Genomic DNA, 18,645 nt, shown 5'->3' on the forward strand with positions numbered 1-18,645 from the left:
GCTTCGCAGTGCTCAACTMAAMTTATGGAAGAAACCTAAACGGCTGCATCGAAGGCTCAAGCAACTGGGCTACAAGCCGCCGTTTAAGTACATCTCGATGACCAGTTGGAGAAATGCAGCGAGTCCATTAGCCAGCCACGCGATGCCAAACAAATGGTTCGATGAGCAAGGTTTGGTGAATCTTGAAGAAGTGAGAACGGGGTATGTGTTCAGTGTTTATACTGAATGGAAGTTTGCATGAGCCGTATACGAGGTCCGTACGTACGGTTCTGTGAGAGGGATGAGGCGGCAACGCCTCACCCTACTCGATATTTTTGTCTGCGTTGTTCTCTATAGTTATTTGGCTCTTCTATACTTGATATTGCTATAGTGGTGAGACTAAATGTTTTTCTATTGGAATGATGTCGAGGTAGGGATATGGCGGAATTTCTTGTTTTAGGTGCAGGAATGGTTGGTGTGAGCAGTGCGCTAGCGCTGCAAGCCCGTGGTCATCAGGTAACAATTGTTGATCGTACTGGTGCAGGTCTTGAAACCAGTTATGGCAATGCGGGTATGATTCAAGTCGAGGCTGCTGAGCCCTATGCGTTGCCAAGAGATATGGCAACATTGTTTAAATACGCGCTTGAAATTAGCAATGATGTGACTTGGAAGGTGAACGGTGCGCTACAAATGGCGCCAGCTTTGTGGTCATATTTTTGCAATTCGTCGCCCGAAAAACACGCTAAGATTTCTCGTGTTCATTCTCAACTAACTTTTCGGTCTACGGCTGATCATGAGCCGTTGATTCGCGATTCCGAGTCTGAGCATTTGATCACTCATTGTGGACTTGTCATGTTGCATCGAGACGAAAAAGAGTTTCATAAAGCCTCGAAAAAAGCTGAATTCCTCATGAAAGAATATGGTGTCACGTCTGATATTTTTGATGGCAAAAGCTACCAGAAAAAAGAACCTGCATTAAAGAAAACACCAGCGGGTGCTGTGCATTATACGCAAAGTTGGAGTTGTTCTTCTCCGGGAGGTTTAACCAAGGCCTATTGTGATTTATTCGTCAAACGAGGTGGTCGCTTTGTCACTGGTGACGCCAGTACCTTGCAACATACTGTTTCGGGTTGGCAGATTCTCACCAGTGATGGCGAGCTGAAGGTCGAGCAAGTGGTAGTTGCACTTGGGCCTTGGTCGCCAGAGTTACTAAAGCGCTTTGGTTATCGAATTCCGATGGTGTACAAGCGTGGTTATCATGGGCATTTTCTCGCCCCCCAAACGCTTCAGCGTCCTTTTCTAGACGTAGCCAATGGCGTGCTGGCTGCACCGATGGTTAAAGGATTAAGAGTGACGACGGGCGCGGCTTTGGTACCGCTTAATTCAGCTATTGATACTAGCCAGCTTAAACGCGGAGCTATCGCATTGAATGAAATCATCGACTTGGGCGAACAAGTAGAAGAACCTCAATGGATGGGAACTCGCCCTTGTATGCCTGACATGTTGCCACTTGTCGGTGAAGCGCCAAATCATAAGGGTTTGTGGTTTCACTTTGGTCATGGGCATCAAGGTTTTACGCTTGGGCCAACTACGTCAGAGTTGTTGATTCAAGCAATAGAAGGTGAGCGTAATGAGTTACTAGAAGCGCTTGCGCCAATAAATCGTTTGTAATCCATCTAAAAGAAAATAAGAAAAGTAAAAACAAAAAAGCAGACGTTTGTGAAAACGTCTGCTTTTTATTGACCAATTCATTAACGTCTTGAATTAGTTGCTTTTCAAGTAGTTCAGCATTGTGTCAGCATCAGATACTTCAAACGGGTCGCTTGGAGCATCGTCTTGGAAGCCAGCTTCAGAGAACATTTTCTTGATCTCGCCGTTTTCTACTAGCATAGAATAGCGCCAGCTGCGCATGCCAAAACCTAGGTTGTCTTTTTTGACAAGCATACCCATTTGGCGAGTGAAGTCACCGTTGCCGTCAGGTAAAAGGAAAACGTTTTTCGCGTTTTGGCTTTTGCCCCACTGGAACATAACAAACGCATCGTTCACAGAAATACAAATGACAGCATCAACACCTTGCGCTTTGAACTCTTCGTATAGTTCTTCGTAGCGTGGTAGGTGAGATGTAGAGCAAGTAGGAGTGAATGCACCTGGCAAAGAAAAAACAACGACTTTTTTGTTGTTAAACAAATCAGCAGTAGTGACGTCTTTCCATTCAAATGGGTTCGATCCTTCTAACGCATCATTACGAACGCGTGTTTTAAAGACAACATTAGGTACATTAGTGATCATTTTCTTTCCTTTTTTAGCGTATTAATAATTTGAATTTATGTATTAGCGATTTAAGAAGCCTCGCTTCTGCAAGAAGCTTAGCATATGTTCACGTTTCTTTTTCTGAACAGCGGCCGCAGTTTGTTCTGACCAATTACTGCTTTTCTGATTATCTCCACGGCTTTGGTAGTATGCCTGCATTTGCGCATCATAGGCTTTGACATCTTCTGCACAACGGCTGCTGTCGTAGCTGTCTTTATGAAGGATGACATCGACTGGTAGACGTGGTTTTAAATCAGGTTGTGCGTCTGGGTAGCCAAGGCAAAGACCAAAGATTGGGTAAACTTGATCAGGAAGATTTAATACTTCAGCAACTTGTTCTGGATCATTACGAATACCACCGATAAACACGGCACCAAGGCCAACCGATTCGGCTCCAAGCATTAAGTTTTGTGCGAAAAACGTTGCATCGGTTGTGGCTGCGATAAAGTGTTCTGTATTGCCTTCTAATTGTCCTAGGCCTTGTTCTAAACTGCAATGTTCAACGCGAGTAAGGTCTGCACAGATGACAAAGAATTCTGCTGCAGATTCGACCCATTTTTGACCGCCTGCCAGCGTTGCAATTTTCTGGCGATTTTCTTTGTTAGATACTTGAACAAGGGAATAGGCCTGAATAAAACTTGAAGAGGCTGCGCCTTGTGCGCACTGGATAAGTTGCTTGAGTAAAACTTCATCAATGACTTTGTCTGTATATTGACGAATAGATTTATGATTTGACTGAGCTTGAAGAATTGGGTTCATAGTCGACATCTTTTGAAAATGAGATGCATAGATACTAGAGGCTTAGTGGTGATGGGTCAAAGTACTATCAGTAATAAAGAAGTATAAACAGAGGAAAGACTTACCCATTTGGGGTAAGTCTTTCTATGTACAGGTGAAGTATTTTAGAAGCGGTATTCAGCACCAACACTAGCTTGTTTAAAATCAGAGTCGAAGTCCGAATCAGAGTCAACGTTATCTGCGTTTAGATCAACGTCGTACCATGTATATTGAGCGTTAAGCAGTAAGTTTTCTGTCACTTTGAAGTTAACACCTGCGCCTGCAAATAAGCTTCTATCGTCTGAACTGCCTTTAACTGAGGCGATGTTATAATCTGTTTCATGCCAAAGCTGGCCAGCTTTTGCAAAGAGCTCAACCGTTTGAGTGATGGGAATTGTCCCTTTTAACGCGGCTGTGTAACCAGTTGTTTCTGCATTTGCTACACTGTTGCCGTAGCTACCAAAGTCAATGTAACTACCTTCTAATGCAAGGAAAGAGTTGAAACGGTAACCGACAATACCTTGTACTACATCGTTGTCGTCATCAAAGTCATCATCGCTTTCCACTTTAAGATAACCGTAATTACCGCCAACATAGAAACCACTGTTATTTTCAGCCATATCTTCCGCCTTTGCCGCGGCACTGAATGAGGCTATAGCGATGCTACCTGCGATTACTGGAATAAATTTTTTCATTGTATAACTCCTTTTAGTTACTTAATTGAGAACTTTGCGAGTTGAGTTACTACTCTGGGACATGAGTTTTTGAATGGCTAGTTTTCCGAAGGCTTTTACCTATTTGCTTCATTTTCTATGCGTTAAATCTAGGTAAGAAACGCTTTGCTGATACTTTATAGAGAGGGATTGAGCGGAGAAAATTAGGTTGAAGGTAGTAAAAGAATTACATAAAGGTGCCAGAGCTTCGAAGTCACACTGGTACCTTTATGTATTTTTTATTGTTTTTATTTAATGATATTGATGACTAGCCACTTCTCCCCATAAGCTTTCAATACGATTGTCTCGGCCGCAGCTTGCACGGTAAAAAGCATAACGAATGGGATTCTTGGTGTAGTAGCTCTGATGGTATTCTTCAGCCGGGTAGAACTTTTTGGCAGGAAGAATTTCGGTAACAATATCCTCTTCAAAAGGTTTTGTTTTTTTGACCTTAGCTAAAGACGCTTCAAAAACTGCCTTTTGTTGGTCATCTTGGTAAAACATCGCGGTCTTGTAAGGAGAGCCTTTGTCACAGAATTGGCCTTTGGCATCGGTTGGGTCAATTGTTTTCCAGTAATAGTCAGCCAATGTCTTTAAAGAAACGATGTCATCATCAAAATAAATGATAACGGCTTCAAAGTGGCCGGTATTTTTGGCAGATACCTGGCTGTACGTTGGGTTTTCAGTGTGGCCTCCTGTATAACCAGAGACAACATCACTGACACCTTGAACCAATTCAAAATCAGATTCTACACACCAGAAACAACCGCCTGCGACTATCATGGTTTGTGGTGCGGCTTGTGACACGCTACTAAAAGTTGTTACTCCGGTGAGAAGCAGCATCCCTAATGTGCTATTGAATATATGCTTTACGTTCATTCTGTATGTCCTTTAAATCATAAGAAATATGTTATCTAGTTCTTTGACGTTCTGAGGAATGCTTTTCTTACATCTATGTTTTCTTACGCTTATATAGTAGAAGTAAACAGTTAAGGATATGAAGATTTCGAATGCTAGTTAAGGCAATAGCCAATTTAATACGTTATCTTCCTACTTAATGACCTATTTTTTGTACATTTGAATGTCAGACTAGTTGGGCATCTAGAGTTAGTCGCTGTTCGACTGTATATATGCTGAGCATATTAAAGACATCTAGATAATCAATTAAACAAATATAGAGTTGTCTTATAGTATGTTTATCAGTCAATTCAACTCTCGCTGTTCATGGATACGATCACTGCTAGCTAGTACTGATAGGTAAGCTAGTTTTACCGCTGTGCGGTTTGAGGTTTGAAAAGAAATATTCTTTGTTACAAATTTTTATGGGGTAGTCATGAGTGCATTTGTTACTGAGCGCGTTTTAAGCGTTCACCACTGGGATGAAAATTTATTCAGCTTCAAAACCACACGCAATCCAAGCTTACGTTTCGATAATGGTCAATTTGTTATGATTGGCTTGGAAACGGAAACTCGTCCTTTGATGCGTGCTTACAGTATTGCTAGCCCTAACTATGAAGAGCATTTAGAGTTTTTTAGTATAAAAGTACCTAATGGTCCGTTAACGTCGCGTTTGCAGCATTTAAAAGTTGGCGACGATGTTTTAGTAAGCCGTAAACCGACTGGCACTTTGGTAACTCGTGATTTACACCCCGGCAAAAACTTGTATTTGTTATCTACTGGCACAGGTTTAGCGCCTTTTTTAAGTGTGATCCAAGACTTTGATGCCTACGAGCAGTACGAAAAAATTGTGCTGGTTCACGGTGTTCGCCATGTGAGTGAATTGGCTTATGCAGACTTTATTGAAAAAGAACTGCCTGAAAATGAATTTTTTGGCGAGCAAGTAAGAGACAAGCTAATCTATTACCCAACTGTGACGCGTGAACCGTTCCGCAATCAAGGCCGCCTGACCGATTTGATTCGCAGTGGCAAATTGGCCGAAGATATTGGTTTGCCTCAATTAAATCCTGCTCATGACAGAGCCATGATTTGCGGTAGTCCAAGTATGTTAAAAGACACGTCCGCTTTGCTTGATGAGCTTGGTTTTAAAGAATCACCAAAAATCGGTGTGCCAGGGGATTATGTTATTGAGCGAGCGTTTGTCGAACATTAATAGCGAGAGATGTTCTCGTTGACAAATAATTTTAGGAGATTTTATGAGTTCTGATACCAAATCGAATCAAGATTACGTTCCTCCGAAGGTTTGGACATGGGATGCTGAAAATGGCGGTAAATTTGCCAGTACTAACCGTCCAATAGCAGGTGCGACGCACGAAAAAGTCCTGCCAGTGGGTAAGCATTCATTACAGCTACACTCCTTGGCGACACCGAATGGCCAAAAAGTTACTATCATGCTGGAAGAACTTTTGGCTATGGGAATCAGTGCAGCAGAATATGATGCTTACTTGATTAACATTGGTGAAGGCGATCAGTTTGGTTCAGGTTTTGTTGAGATCAATCCTAACTCCAAAATCCCTGCTTTGATGGATCATAGTACGACGCCACCCACGCGAGTATTTGAATCAGGTTCAATCCTGCAATACTTGGCTGAAAAGTTTGATGCCTTGGTGCCAAAAGACTTAGCTGCAAAAGCGGAGTGTCGTAACTGGTTGTTCTGGCAAATGGGTTCTGCGCCATATTTAGGCGGTGGATTTGGGCACTTCTACGCTTACGCACCGACCAAGATGCAGTATCCTATTGACCGTTTTACCATGGAAACCAAGCGTCAGTTAGATGTTTTAGATAAGCAGCTAGCGAATAACACTTATATGGCTGGCGAAGAGTATTCTATCGCTGATATCGCGATTTGGCCTTGGTATGGCAATTTAGTGTTAGGTAATTTGTACAGCGCGGCTGAGTTCTTAGACGTTGCTAGTTATAAGAATGTCTTGCGTTGGGCAAAAGCGATTGAGCAGCGCCCAGCGGTACAGCGCGGTCGAATTGTAAATAAAGCTTTTGGTGATGGAGTTAAGCTTCAAGAGCGTCACGATGCCACTGATTTCGACGGTCTTATTGAGTAAAATATAAACCTGTAATGGCGCATTTATACTAAGAGGCAAGTCATCAAATGACTTGCCTCTTTTTTTTATTGGCGACAAATAAGATGTGTTCGAAAAATAAACAGTTATTTACGTCTCTTCTACTGCTTGTCACGATTTTGTAAGACGTGTCTGTGTTAGAGTAGAGGTCTACGAAACCTGTTGGCCAGCATGATGCTGCAACCTACTCTTTGTTTGTGTCCATGTACTAGGCGATGTTTGCCTTTTTTTTGCAGCGGCTAGATAAAAGAGAACAGCTCTACGTCTTATTTAGAGAGCTTTACCATGCAAAATTTAACGCAAGATGGACAAAACCTAGTTAATTCCCTTTCCCGTCGTTACAACCTAAGCTTTGATGCCGTGATGCACATGCTGATTGCCGTAAACAACGGTAGTGGTTCTATGGCACAGTTCAACTGCCCTGAGCTAGGCGGTGGCGGTCAGTGGATGCGTGGCGGAATGACCATGGTTGGAGATATGTTCAACTATGGTTTGAAATCGACAGTGGATAACTTGTGTAATGAATTGGCTAATGGCCTTGCCAATATGCAGGTGTTCATGCCGTTACCAAAGGGCTCGAAATCCAGTAATCAATGGTGGCCGGGCGATCTTGGCCAGCCTTTTAGCAGCGGTGCACAAAACAGCACTCGTTATGCTATTTTTCCGAATCGCCTTGCGGTTGAAGTGAACGGCAATGTGACGGTTTACGATACGTTAGACAATAACATCGGTGGCATCAGCCAGCAGCAGGGCGGTAACTCATCGCTGACTTTTTCCAGCCAATATGGCACGATTCCGGTTAATACCTTACCTATTGTTTCGGGGGCAGGTTCTAATAACTCAAATACGAGCAATCAATCATCACAACAGTCAGCACAACAAAATCTAGCGCCACAGAATAACTTTGTGGCTCCGCCTGCACCAATGGCCTTTACGCCAGCGCCTGCGATGCAAGCTCCTCAGAATTTGACTAATGCATCTTCTGTTGATGAAGTGATTCAGTTGATTGAAAAGTTGGCTAAGTTGCGAGATATGGGCGCGATTTCAGACAATGAATACAATTCTAAGAAAACGGATCTGCTCAATCGCATTTGATAGCATTGTCAGTCTAGGGTGCAGAAAAGAGGCTCACGTAGAGCCTCTTTTCTGAGTTTTATTTTCCTTTGTTTTGTCTGTGTTTCGATTGGACTTTATTAATGGCTTTGCTAAAGCTTTTCATATATTGCTTTTGAGCATAGGCTCCTTGTGCAGAACGAGCATTAAAGGCGTCTTCTTTCAGTAGCTTTTGATAATTGTCCCAGTGAGACAGAGGCAGTTCGCCATTTTCTAGAGCTTGTAAAATTTGGCAGCCAGGTTCGGTTTGGTGAGCACAATTAGTGAACTTACATTGCCGAGCCAAATGCACAATGTCGTTAAAGGTTTGCTCTATGCCTTCTTGGGCATTGAGTAACTGCAATTCACGAATACCGGGTGTGTCGATAAACAATACGCCTTGTTGGTTAATTAGTAATTGCCTTGACGTCGTTGTGTGCTTCCCTTTGTCATCATCTTCACGAATGCCACCTGTAGCTTGCATATTGTCGGTCACTTCAACGCTGTTTAGAACACTTGTAGCCAGTTCGACAACATGATTGAAAAGCGCATTGATTAGAGAAGACTTGCCAACACCTGAAGAGCCAACCATTGCTATGGTGGCTCCAGCTTTCAGGTAATGGTTGAGTGATAAAAGAGAATCTGGCTCTAGCATCGAAATACTAACTAGGTTGTGGACTTTTAAGCCCCGAATCTGATCTAAATAATCGTCGACCTTGTCGGTTAAATCGATTTTGTTAAGCACAATGACGGGCTCAATATTCGATTCGTAAGCCATGGCAAGATAGCGTTCTAATCGTTTGAGGTTAAAGTCACTGTTTGCACTGGTGACAATGAAAAGGTAATCCAAATTGGCCGCTATGAGCTGCCGTTTTCTGTTGCTCAAACGCTCCAATTGGTTTTTAGCTTCCAGTACTTCAGTGATGCGAAAGTGCTCATGAACAGGTTCTGCAATAACCCAGTCCCCAACACCGAAGTGTTCACTGACTGGTTGGAAATTTTCTGGGCAAAGTAGTTCTACTTCTCCCTTATTCCAATCATTGCCTAAACCTTTGATGACTGAACGATGAATTGCACTGATTCGAAAGGCTTGTAAGGTATTAGCTTGTAGTTTTTCAAATGTCTGTGTGCTTGCTTGTTGTAGAAAAAAGTGACTCCAACCTAAAGGTTGTAATGTAGATATATTCAATGTTTTAGCTCCGGCTAAAGAAATAAAAATTAGTTAGGACAAACTAAAAACGCCGGATGAGACAGTGTAAAGAAAGATATCTTGAAAGAAATCTTATAAGAGAGGTAGGAGGAAGAAAAACGGTAACAAGAAATCTATAGCGTTATTCTAAAGCCTGATGCTCTGTACTGTCTGAATCGGCGTTGAGTTGAATACAATCATTAATAATCTCCTTATGAATTTGAGTGAAGCTTAATAATGTGAGAGTTTTTGGAGGAGGTCAAGTCAATGAAAATAATTTAATGTATATCGTATCAATAAATCAGATCGGCAGGGCAGCATCAGCCAGTAACATAGCTTGCATGTTTTCTGCTGTCATTGGCTTGGCGTAATAATAGCCTTGCCCGTAAAGGCAGCCTATTTCGATTAACATTTCTGATTGCGATTTATTTTCTATGCCTTCCGCGATGACTTCGCATTCAAAAGAATTTGCCAGCATGACGACAGATGACACGACGGCTTGTTTTCTAATATCCTGCTCTACTCCATCAATAAACGATCGGTCAATTTTTATGTGGTTTACATTAAGATTGCTGATGTAAGACAAAGAGCTCATGCCTGTGCCAAAATCGTCTATAGCTAATTTGATTCCTGCTTCTTTAAAGTTATTTAGACTTTGAGATATGTATTCTATGTTGACGCTGGTTGCAGATTCGATTAACTCTATTTCTAGTTTATTTGCTTCAATTTTATGATTTTTAAGTAGCCTAAGAGTGAAGTCTAATAAACTTGGGTCGAGTAAATTGTAAGGTGATAGGTTAATTGCGATGGGTGTAAACAGCCCTTGCTGGTGCCAAAGGTCAAGCTGTTCAATTGCGTTTGTAATAACGTAGCGGCCAAATTCTTGAACACGACCACTTTGCTCTATCAACTCAATAAAATGGGCTGGGGGTAGAAGCCCATCTGTTGGATGATACCAACGAGCTAATGCTTCAACACCAATAATATGACCATCTTTAAGTGACACTTTAGGTTGATAATGAAGCTTAATTTGCCTTTCTGATAATGCATCATCTAAATCGGCACGAAGTTTTAAGCGCTGGCGACCGCACTGTATATTTCTTTCACTAAACATACTCCAGCCACTGCGATTTTGTTTCGCTTCATACATGGCCGTATCAGCATATAGTATCAACGACTCTGGGTCTGTGGCCTGGCTTGGATAATGTGAAAGGCCAATGCTGGCACCTGTGCTAATCGCGAGTTTATTAATCATTACCGGCTCATTACAGGTAATGATTAATCTCTGTACAAGACTTTTAGCTTGTTCAATATCCACTTCTGGTGCCCAAATGATAAATTTGTCACCACCAAAGCGAACAAGCGTTTGAGTGTCGTCTAATACTTGACCTAATTTTTTAGCCACGTTTATTAAAAGAGTATCGCCTGCTGCGTGGCCGAATGTGTCGTTTACTTCTTTGAACTTGTCTAAATCGATGACAAAAAGACAGCCTTGTTTAGGGTAGTGGCTATAAAATTCTTCGTATTTTTTATGCGTTGGATCCGAGTGATCGATAATGATTGGGTGCATCATGTTAGCCAGAAACAGGCGGTTGGGTAATCCTGTTAATGAATCATGAGTTGCCAGATGAGCTAGTGAATCGTTTTTATCTTGAACACGTTTATTCATCCATGAGGATAGCGTTAGTGCGAACCAAGTGGCTAACCAGAAGACGATAATGGAGGTAATGATGAGGCGTTTCATCACAAATGTGAGTGTATTATCAATATATTCTGATGTCTTGATAATGATGACTTGGTATTTATCTCCTCTTACCATCTGCCAAAGAAATTGCTTTCCTTTGATGCTTTCTTGGCCATTTGGCATATCAATAGTAGATAAAGGAGTGCTGGTTAACGAAGCGATTTTAGAGAGTAATAGGTCTGTCTCAATAGGGTTCATTTTATGATCAATAGACCATTCTAGGTTTGGTCCCGTGATTTTTATATAAAGCTCTGATTCTTCTAAATGACCATTAAAGTAGACCAACTTAATCAGTTCTGCGAGGTGTTCTTCAGGAGCTTTTTTGTTAGTAATGAGAAGTTCACCATGAATCAAAATGGCTTGCCTATGTAGTGAGTCTAGTGCTGTTTTTAGACCTAGATCAGCCGCAAGGCGATAAGATACGACCGTATAAATAGAGGCGACAGATAACGCAACAGTAAGACATACCAGTATCAGCTTTAAGCGGAAAGATTTGTCTCTTTGTAACTCTAACAGTACTGTCATAAAAACCTTGGGTAGGTGGAAGGCTTCTTAATTTTTATCTTTATAGGTACTAATTCCTGCGACATGATAGACGGGGCACCATCCTGAGAATAGAGATATTAAGTTGAGTACACCGAATACGCCTATTAATACTTCTAATACTGGCTCTTCTAAATAGTCGCCGTTGAAAAGAGCAAAACCAGTAAATACAACTCCTATAACGCCTCGAATTATTCTATCCACAAGATGTAAATTCTTTTTCATTTAGGACTGCCTGTTAAATTTATTAATATCACGACTGCTGAAAAAATAATCTGCTTTGTGCGGATAAGAAACAAGATCAAGACTGTAAGGAATTGCATCACATTTGTAATTGGAGTGTGTTGACAGGGCTTCCTGACTACAAAATAAGGCGCGTTTTGATGAAGTTTAAAAAAGCTTCAATACGAGATGCTAGAGCTGTGTGTTTGTAGTAGACCGCATTAACTTGCTCTCTGGGATTGGGTGTTTGTATGGATTCGATTAGTAGGCTGATCAAGCGTCCTGCTTTGATATCTTCACTCACCATAAAGTTAGAGAGTAAGGCAATGCCATTACCTGCTAAACACAATTGACGAACGGTTTCGCCGCTACTTGCTTTGATGTCAATTGACAGTTGAATAGGTGGTATTGTTGGCAGTTTGTTTAAATTGGCAATATCGGAAAAGCCGATGATATCGTGCAGTGCTAGCTCCTCGACTGTCTTTGGTATGCCGTTTATTGCCAGATAATCTGGCGAAGCAACCAAATGAAGTATGCTTCTTCCAAGCAAGGTGGCATGTAATCCTGAATCACTTAATCCTCCAATACGAATAGCAAGATCGGTGCGTTTTTCAATTAAGTCAATAATGCTGTCGTTCGATACTAGCTCAAGTTCAATATCTGGATAAGCCGCTCTAAAGGGTTTAATAAGAGGAACGAGTTGATGAAGTACAAAAGGACTAGCTGCATCGATGCGTAATCGCCCAGAAGGTCTGGTTTTTTGGGCAGTAAGCGCAAACTCCGCACCAGCAATCTGTTCCATTGCACTGCGAATCGCCATGATAAAGCGTTCGCCTTCCTGTGTTAGGCTGACTTTTCGTGTCGTGCGGGTAAACAAACTGCATGCGTGTTCTTGCTCTAAGCGAGTTATGGCACGAGATACTTTCGCCACTTGAATGTCTAATGCATTGGCTGCTGCAGAGAAGCCGCCATGATCGGCAACCGCAAGCAATATTTCTAAGTCTTCTGTTTTTGATCGAATGCCGTTCATTGCTTATTCCATCACATTATTATTGCTGTTATTGATAAAGTAATTTTTTACTTATGCTGTTTTTGTAAATATTAGCAAGCTTCATACTCCACTCCAACAAAACTTGAAATGTCTCTTTTAAAGGTAGCTTTCTTTAATGGAATGTTTCTTCAATATAGGAGTGCATGATTATGCCACTTGCTCTTTGGGCGCTGACTCTCAGTGCCTTTGCAATAGGAACCACAGAGTTTGTTATCGTAGGTTTGATACCGACGATAGCGAATGATTTATCCGTCAGTTTACCCAGTGCAGGCTTGCTCGTCAGTTTGTATGCGTTAGGTGTTGCGGTTGGCGCACCAGTGCTAACGGCTTTGACGGGCAAGCTCAATCGTAAATGGCTGCTCATTGGCTTAATGAGTTTGTTCATTCTTGGCAACATGCTGGCTTGGGCGGCACCGGGTTATAACTCGCTCATTGTTGCTCGTATCTTAACCGGATTGGCTCACGGAGTATTTTTTTCGATCGGTTCGACGATAGCGACACGTTTGGTGTCGAAAGAAAAAGAGGCCAGCGCGATTGCGCTCATGTTTACTGGTTTGACCGTTGCTCTTGTTACTGGTGTTCCGTTAGGAACTTGGATTGGACAGCATTTCGGCTGGCGTGCGACTTTCTTGGTGGTCTCAGTATTGGGCTTAATCGCCATGATTGGCAGCGCTATTCTAGTGCCAAATAATCTTAAACAATCCCCTAATGCCAGTTTGGTAAAACAAATGTCTGTATTGGTTAAGCCACGTTTGCTTTTGGTGTATGCCATGACAGCAGTGGGTTACGGCGGAACGTTCGTGGCCTTTACTTTTCTCGCCTCCATTCTTGAATCTGTGAGCGGTTTCCCATCTTCCGCCATTGGTTTGATCATGCTGGTGTACGGTGTATCGGTAGCGATTGGTAATATTTGGGGCGGAAAAATGGCTGACCGAATTGGTCCGATTAGTGCTTTGTCTTATATTTTCTTGGCTTTGGCTGCGGTGCTTGTTCTCTTTTACTTCACCGCGCCCTATCCATGGCTGGCCTTGATAACCGTATTGCTTTGGGGCGCTTTCGCTTTTGGTAATGTACCAGGCTTGCAGGTTTATGTAGTGCAAATTGCGGAACGAGAAACGCCCCACGCAGTAGACGTTGCCTCGGGTTTAAACATCGCTGCGTTCAATGTAGGCATTGCGTTAGGAGCGCTTATAGGCGGACACATTGTTGATCAATATCGCTTAATAGATACGGCTTGGGTTGGTGCGGTCATTGTTTTGGTGGCGCTGGTTCTGACACGCTTTAGCGGCTACTTAGATAAGAAAGACCGCTTTACGGTTCAATTAAATAACCTTTAACAGGAAAAATATTATGAAAAATACCAACTTTACGCTGGGAATGGGCACTTTTCGACTTCAAGATAAAGTCGCTTATGACTCTGTGAAAATGGCGTTAGAAGAAGGCTGTCGCCATATTGACACTGCTCAAATCTACGGGAATGAAGCCGAAGTAGGGCAAGCCATTGCAGATAGCGGTATCCCAAGAGACGAATTGTTCATTACGACAAAAGTTTGGTTCGAAGCTTTTAGCGAGGACAAATTCATCGATAGTGTGAAAAAAAGCCTTACTAAGTTGAAAACCGAGCATGTGGATTTACTTTTGATTCACTGGCCGTCGCCGCAAGATGAAGTCGATATGGTGTTGTATCTAAACGAATTGAAAAAGTCGAAAGATATGGGGTTAGCACTCGAAATCGGTATTTCTAACTTCACCATAGCGCAAACTCAACAAGCGCTAGACATTCTGGGTGAAGACGAGCTATTCACGAACCAGATCGAAGTGCATCCATATTTGCAAAACGACAAGCTAGTGAATTTTTGCCAAACTAATAAGGTTGCAGTGACAGGTTATATGCCGTTTGCCTATGGCAAAGTATTGGCTGATGAAACGCTAAAAGCTATTGCTGAAAAACACCAAATAAGTACTGCGCAACTAGTTATTCAATGGCTGGCTCAGCGCGATATTGTCACTATTCCGTCGTCTACTAAACGTAAGAACCTTGCTTCAAACTTTGAGAAAGTAAGTATTACTCTAAGCGATGCAGACATGGATCGAATTGCCGAATTGGATTGTAATGATCGACAGGCCAACCCAGATTTTGCCCCTGAATGGGATGCATTTAGTTAGTTTTAAAGAATATTAGCGTTTAAAAAGCTGGCTTGTTGAGGGATTTGATTCGACGAGTTGGCTTTTTCGTTTTGAGAAAAATAGAAGAATAAAATAGCTGCGAAAAATACCAAATAAAAAGCATCTATGCAGACTTTGTCTAAGTTTGTTCCATTAGTTACGGGAGTCATCTAAGATAAACTTTAGTTTACAGTTTATTGGAAAGGGTTGTTGTTAATGTTTGTAAGGTTTCTGCGTCCAAACAATCTCTCCCAAAAAATGATGCGTGTGATTTTTTCCATTTATTTGGTTGTTACCCTTCTAATCACAAGTTTGCAGTTTTTGAGTGAATATCTGAAAACGCAGGATGCTATTGTCAGTGAATTACAGCAATTGGATGCAACCGTTCGAGGTCCTATTTCGACTAGCTTGTGGCAGTACAACCACAATCAGTTAGATTCGCTCACCTCGGGGCTTATTCAAATGCCAATTATTGAAGGTGTGGATGTTTTCGATCAAAATTCGCAAAGTATAATATCGAAAAGATTTTACGATCCTAGCTCTGTTCCACTGTCTATTTTTGATTCGACATCAGAATTAAGCTGGTCTCTAAATGGCGAAAGCATACCTCTTGGTACGCTGGTACTTTATTCATCCTCAGGTGTGGTGCTAGAACGAGTTTGGTTCGGCTTTGCTTTGATTGCTATTACCGCATTCATCAAGTTAACTGTTTTATTCTGGCTGTTTATTTGGGCCTTTGACCGCTATTTAGCCGCTCCTTTAAGAGAGCTGATGTCGCAGGTGAATGAGGTGCAATTAAGCCCAAGCATTAGTAAGCGAATTAATTTATCAAACACTGACAATAATGAACTCAGCCAGCTTCAAGAACATATGAATAATATGCTCAGTGCCATGTCGACAGATCGAGCTCGACTGCTTGAAGGCGAGCAAGCCCGGCGAGATTGGTTAGAAGATGCTGTGGCAAAGCGCACCGAAGACCTACAAATTCTCAATGAAAAACTCAAATACCTCGCAACAAGGGATTCTTTGACGGATGTCTTAAATCGAGGAAGTTTTTTTGAAACAGCACAACAGTTGCTGGAGCTTTCCCAGCGTCAAAAATCGAAAGCGTCTTTTATCCTGATGGATTTAGATTTTTTTAAGCGTATCAATGATACTTATGGTCATTTTATCGGGGACAAAGTACTGATCCACTTTACCCAAACACTTCAGGGCTTTTTAAGAAAATCAGACCTTCTTGGTAGAGTGGGCGGCGAAGAGTTCGCTATATTTCTTCCTGATACCGGATTAGATGCTGCTTGCCAGCTTGCTGATAAAATACGTCAAACTATAAGTGATGCCGCGTTAGAAGTGGAAGGTAAGACGGTCACTTATACTGTAAGCCTTGGTGTTGAGTCATCTGGTCCCGAAGATCAATTAATTGATGAACTGTTTAAGCGTGTCGATTTGAAGTTGTACGGAGCGAAAGATAAGGGGAGAGATCGTGTTGAAAGATAATAAACTAAGAATGCTATCTTTCCTTGTGTTTGCCTTGGTAGCTGGCGTGTCGAGTGTTAGCCATGCGAAGACACTAAAAGTGTGTTACGACCAATGGCCACCGATGACCATATTTCCAACAAAAGAAGCGCCTGAGCGTGGTGTCGTCATCGACATGGTTGAGCAAATATACTCTTCAAAAGGATATGCCCTCGAATACTTTGAAGTACCTCTAGCAAGAGGGTTGGACATGGTGGCCGAAGGGTTATGTGATATGTTGCCAGAATATCTCTATTCGAAGAATTCAGAGAAAGGCTTTGTTTATGCTGGTGAAGCAAGTTTTTCTTATGCCACTGCTTTTGTTGTCAGAAAAAGTGACTCTTGGCGCTATCAAGGCATTCAATCCTTAAGCGGCAAACGTATCGCCACGGGACCGGGTTGGGATTACAGCTCGATTAGTGCCGGCTATCAACATTATATTGATGATCCCGCGAACTCGGATTTTGTTGAAGTCATCGCGGGTTATGATGATGTCGTTGATCGTATCATTCAGATGATTAAAGAGGATCGCGTCGACTTATACGCCGATAACGACCTTGTTCTTCAATATGTGTTAAACCAACTAGATTTAAATGATGACCTTAGAATTGTGCGTCCCGGTTTAGAAAAAAAATTAGTTGAAATGCCCATCTTTTCAAAAAAAATCCCTACCGAAAAAAGACAAGAATTGATCAATATTTGGAACCAAGGTCGCTTAGCGATGAGGGGTGAAAAAGAGCGAGCTCTTCTTAGCAAGTATAAAGTCTCGTTGTAAAAGTCGCGTAAGGCCGACCTGCATACCTTTTGAATTGTTGTAGACTAAAGAGATGAGCTTACTGTGAGGTAAACTCATTGAATACTTGCCCCATCTAGAATTGACTAATTCAACGGTGAGCTTGAGTCACCGTTGCCATCAGCTAAGAGACATCTACTGAAATGCTAAGTAATACAACTGAACTCCAGCTTGACCCAATTGATGCTGTTATCACTTGGGTCGATGGAAACGCTGTGAAACACCGTCAGAAACGACAAAAATATATGGCAATGGAGTCTCTGCCACTACATGAAAATGCGTCGAACCCTCATAGATGGATGTGTAACGATGAAATCTTATACTGCATACAATCGATCGAAAACCATGCGCCGTGGATAGGTAAAATCTGGATTGTTGTTGATGAAGAAGGCCCTGATTTATCAAGTCTCTCAGAAAGCATTAGAGCCAAGGTGCATCTTGCTTACCATGCGGAAATCTTTGACGGGTTCACGCACGTGTTACCTACATTCAACTCTTTGGCCATTGAGAGCATGCTGTGGCGTATTGAAGGGTTGAGCGAGCGCTTTATATACTTTAATGATGATGTGTTCTTGGCCGCACCTCTAAAGCCGACAGACGTTTTTGACGGACTTGCTCCTGTTTTACGAGGTAAATGGGTTGATTATAGTGGGTTGTTTAACAGTACCGAAACTCGGGATGACCCTGCGAAGTTTCATTATTTTATGCAGATAAATGCGGCGAAAATTATTGGCTTTCCGGCTACAGAGCTATTCTCTTCTGCTCATGTGGTGCACCCTTTTCGACGTTCAAAGATGGCTGAGTTATTTGTTAAGTATCCTGATAAGTTTCTCAATAACATTAAATACAGATTCCGGAACTTGAAGCAATTTTTCCCGCAGGGACTGCATAATCATGCTTGTATCATGGACAAGGAGGCCAAGATCAACACGTCAGGTGATCACCTTCATATTTCAAGTGGATATGGAAAAGGTCTGCCTCCTGCTGACACTTTAGCGATACTGAATAGAGCGACAGATCCTAGTATCAAATTTCTATGCGTTAATGACCTTCCTCAATTGGTCGAAATTATCCCAAATGCCGCAGAATGGATTGCTCAGGCTATCGGCGGGTTTCCGGCACTGATGACTGAGAATACAACAATTGAAAGGTTGTGCCAGCAGTCAGAGCGTGTTGAGATAGAGTCAGTAGCGTAAGAGTAGTGTCTCGTCCTAAAATACGTTGACGATTTTTGTTAAGCCAGTATGGATTCCATACTGGCTTTTTCATGCACTTCTTCTGGTGTTTTCATATTTAGACTTAAGTGAGGTCGATACCTATTATAAATATCAATAGACTCACTAATATGCCTTTCTAACTCTTTAAAAGTTCTGCATCTTCCAATCAAAAATTCTTGCTTCAATATGCCATTCACCCTTTCTGCTAACGCATTTTGGTAGCAGTCATAGCCATCTGTCATCGACGGTCGTATTTTATTACGTTGTAATTCTTTTTGATAAAGRGYCGAACAATACTG

General features: G+C 41.9%; 19 protein-coding genes. 10 read left to right on the forward strand and 9 right to left on the reverse strand.

Annotation, left to right across the window (positions count from 1 at the left end; all coding sequences use genetic code 11):
• Positions 1-241: hypothetical protein (locus tag B6N13_RS22580; protein ID WP_211172980.1), on the forward strand; the 241-nt coding region annotated here is incomplete at its 5' end.
• A 176-nt stretch (positions 242-417) separates the two neighbouring features.
• Positions 418-1,650: an FAD-dependent oxidoreductase gene (locus B6N13_RS22585; RefSeq protein WP_169460681.1), complete on the forward strand. Its 1,233-nt coding sequence runs from the start codon at positions 418-420 to the stop codon at positions 1,648-1,650.
• A 93-nt stretch (positions 1,651-1,743) separates the two neighbouring features.
• Here the strand turns inward: B6N13_RS22585 and B6N13_RS22590 are convergent, their stop codons facing one another.
• The 4 genes from B6N13_RS22590 to msrA all read right to left on the reverse strand — a co-directional run bounded on the left by B6N13_RS22590 (position 1,744) and on the right by msrA (position 4,658).
• Positions 1,744-2,268 (reverse strand): peroxiredoxin, encoded by a 525-nt coding sequence (locus B6N13_RS22590; protein ID WP_012071553.1) that lies wholly within the window; start codon positions 2,266-2,268, stop codon positions 1,744-1,746.
• 42 nt (positions 2,269-2,310) lie between these two features.
• A complete protein-coding gene (gene nfsA / locus B6N13_RS22595; protein ID WP_169460682.1) occupies positions 2,311-3,048 on the reverse strand; it encodes an oxygen-insensitive NADPH nitroreductase in 738 nt (245 codons plus the stop codon).
• 143 nt (positions 3,049-3,191) lie between these two features.
• The gene (locus tag B6N13_RS22600) at positions 3,192-3,761 is read right to left on the reverse strand and encodes a porin family protein (RefSeq protein ID WP_169460683.1); all 570 of its coding nucleotides are present in this window, start codon (positions 3,759-3,761) and stop codon (positions 3,192-3,194) included.
• A 270-nt stretch (positions 3,762-4,031) separates the two neighbouring features.
• Positions 4,032-4,658, reverse strand: a complete 627-nt coding sequence (gene msrA, locus B6N13_RS22605) for a peptide-methionine (S)-S-oxide reductase MsrA (protein WP_169460684.1) — start codon at positions 4,656-4,658, stop codon at positions 4,032-4,034.
• 454 nt (positions 4,659-5,112) lie between these two features.
• Between msrA and B6N13_RS22610 the strand changes: the two genes are divergently transcribed.
• From B6N13_RS22610 to B6N13_RS22620, 3 genes are all read left to right on the forward strand, one after another.
• On the forward strand, positions 5,113-5,889 hold the full coding sequence (locus B6N13_RS22610; RefSeq protein ID WP_169460685.1) for a ferredoxin--NADP reductase: 777 nt from the start codon (positions 5,113-5,115) through the stop codon (positions 5,887-5,889).
• Positions 5,890-5,932: 43 nt separating this feature from the next.
• Positions 5,933-6,796, forward strand: coding sequence for a glutathione-dependent disulfide-bond oxidoreductase (yghU, locus tag B6N13_RS22615; protein WP_169460686.1), 864 nt, complete (start codon positions 5,933-5,935; stop codon positions 6,794-6,796).
• A 303-nt stretch (positions 6,797-7,099) separates the two neighbouring features.
• Positions 7,100-7,909 (forward strand): SHOCT domain-containing protein, encoded by an 810-nt coding sequence (locus B6N13_RS22620; RefSeq protein WP_169460687.1) that lies wholly within the window; start codon positions 7,100-7,102, stop codon positions 7,907-7,909.
• Between the two features lie 58 nt (positions 7,910-7,967).
• Here B6N13_RS22620 and rsgA read toward each other — a convergent pair whose 3' ends face one another.
• The 4 genes from rsgA to B6N13_RS22640 form a co-directional block, all read right to left on the reverse strand.
• A complete protein-coding gene (rsgA, locus tag B6N13_RS22625) occupies positions 7,968-9,095 on the reverse strand; it encodes a ribosome small subunit-dependent GTPase A (RefSeq protein ID WP_169460688.1) in 1,128 nt (375 codons plus the stop codon).
• A 301-nt stretch (positions 9,096-9,396) separates the two neighbouring features.
• Positions 9,397-11,364, reverse strand: coding sequence for an EAL domain-containing protein (locus B6N13_RS22630; protein ID WP_169460689.1), 1,968 nt, complete (start codon positions 11,362-11,364; stop codon positions 9,397-9,399).
• A 27-nt stretch (positions 11,365-11,391) separates the two neighbouring features.
• Positions 11,392-11,607: a DUF2892 domain-containing protein gene (locus B6N13_RS22635; protein WP_169460690.1), complete on the reverse strand. Its 216-nt coding sequence runs from the start codon at positions 11,605-11,607 to the stop codon at positions 11,392-11,394.
• 136 nt (positions 11,608-11,743) lie between these two features.
• The gene (locus tag B6N13_RS22640; RefSeq protein WP_100186438.1) at positions 11,744-12,634 is read right to left on the reverse strand and encodes a LysR family transcriptional regulator; all 891 of its coding nucleotides are present in this window, start codon (positions 12,632-12,634) and stop codon (positions 11,744-11,746) included.
• Positions 12,635-12,804: 170 nt separating this feature from the next.
• Between B6N13_RS22640 and B6N13_RS22645 the strand changes: the two genes are divergently transcribed.
• The 5 genes from B6N13_RS22645 to B6N13_RS22665 all read left to right on the forward strand — a co-directional run bounded on the left by B6N13_RS22645 (position 12,805) and on the right by B6N13_RS22665 (position 18,325).
• Positions 12,805-13,992 carry an MFS transporter gene (locus B6N13_RS22645; protein ID WP_169460691.1) on the forward strand — a complete coding sequence of 396 codons (1,188 nt, stop codon included), beginning with the start codon at positions 12,805-12,807 and terminating at the stop codon, positions 13,990-13,992.
• 13 nt (positions 13,993-14,005) lie between these two features.
• Positions 14,006-14,821 (forward strand): 2,5-didehydrogluconate reductase DkgB, encoded by an 816-nt coding sequence (gene dkgB / locus B6N13_RS22650; RefSeq protein WP_169460692.1) that lies wholly within the window; start codon positions 14,006-14,008, stop codon positions 14,819-14,821.
• Positions 14,822-15,142: 321 nt separating this feature from the next.
• A complete protein-coding gene (locus tag B6N13_RS22655; protein WP_248280419.1) occupies positions 15,143-16,318 on the forward strand; it encodes a diguanylate cyclase in 1,176 nt (391 codons plus the stop codon).
• Positions 16,305-17,111 (forward strand): transporter substrate-binding domain-containing protein, encoded by an 807-nt coding sequence (locus B6N13_RS22660; protein WP_169460694.1) that lies wholly within the window; start codon positions 16,305-16,307, stop codon positions 17,109-17,111. The genes B6N13_RS22655 and B6N13_RS22660 overlap by 14 nt, the downstream gene beginning before the upstream one ends.
• A 161-nt stretch (positions 17,112-17,272) precedes the next feature.
• On the forward strand, positions 17,273-18,325 hold the full coding sequence (locus tag B6N13_RS22665; protein WP_169460695.1) for a Stealth CR1 domain-containing protein: 1,053 nt from the start codon (positions 17,273-17,275) through the stop codon (positions 18,323-18,325).
• Positions 18,326-18,363: 38 nt separating this feature from the next.
• Here B6N13_RS22665 and B6N13_RS22670 read toward each other — a convergent pair.
• Positions 18,364-18,645: integrase core domain-containing protein (locus B6N13_RS22670; RefSeq protein ID WP_169460696.1), on the reverse strand; the 282-nt coding region annotated here is incomplete at its 5' end.

This window comes from Marinomonas sp. UCMA 3892 (assembly GCF_012726345.1).
GTDB lineage: Bacteria > Pseudomonadota > Gammaproteobacteria > Pseudomonadales > Marinomonadaceae > Marinomonas.

Bases quoted from the DNA above. Each gene is read 5' to 3' on its own strand.
- B6N13_RS22590 (WP_012071553.1), bottom strand. From the start codon at position 2,268: ATGATCACTAATGTACCTAATGTTGTCTTTAAAACACGCGTTCGTAAT.
- dkgB (WP_169460692.1), top strand. From the start codon at position 14,006: ATGAAAAATACCAACTTTACGCTGGGAATGGGCACTTTTCGACTTCAA.
- yghU (WP_169460686.1), top strand. From the start codon at position 5,933: ATGAGTTCTGATACCAAATCGAATCAAGATTACGTTCCTCCGAAGGTT.
- nfsA (WP_169460682.1), bottom strand. From the start codon at position 3,048: ATGAACCCAATTCTTCAAGCTCAGTCAAATCATAAATCTATTCGTCAA.
- B6N13_RS22585 (WP_169460681.1), top strand. From the start codon at position 418: ATGGCGGAATTTCTTGTTTTAGGTGCAGGAATGGTTGGTGTGAGCAGT.
- B6N13_RS22630 (WP_169460689.1), bottom strand. From the start codon at position 11,364: ATGACAGTACTGTTAGAGTTACAAAGAGACAAATCTTTCCGCTTAAAG.
- msrA (WP_169460684.1), bottom strand. From the start codon at position 4,658: ATGAACGTAAAGCATATATTCAATAGCACATTAGGGATGCTGCTTCTC.
- B6N13_RS22645 (WP_169460691.1), top strand. From the start codon at position 12,805: ATGCCACTTGCTCTTTGGGCGCTGACTCTCAGTGCCTTTGCAATAGGA.
- B6N13_RS22610 (WP_169460685.1), top strand. From the start codon at position 5,113: ATGAGTGCATTTGTTACTGAGCGCGTTTTAAGCGTTCACCACTGGGAT.
- B6N13_RS22635 (WP_169460690.1), bottom strand. From the start codon at position 11,607: ATGAAAAAGAATTTACATCTTGTGGATAGAATAATTCGAGGCGTTATA.
- B6N13_RS22620 (WP_169460687.1), top strand. From the start codon at position 7,100: ATGCAAAATTTAACGCAAGATGGACAAAACCTAGTTAATTCCCTTTCC.
- B6N13_RS22600 (WP_169460683.1), bottom strand. From the start codon at position 3,761: ATGAAAAAATTTATTCCAGTAATCGCAGGTAGCATCGCTATAGCCTCA.
- B6N13_RS22640 (WP_100186438.1), bottom strand. From the start codon at position 12,634: ATGAACGGCATTCGATCAAAAACAGAAGACTTAGAAATATTGCTTGCG.
- B6N13_RS22665 (WP_169460695.1), top strand. From the start codon at position 17,273: ATGCTAAGTAATACAACTGAACTCCAGCTTGACCCAATTGATGCTGTT.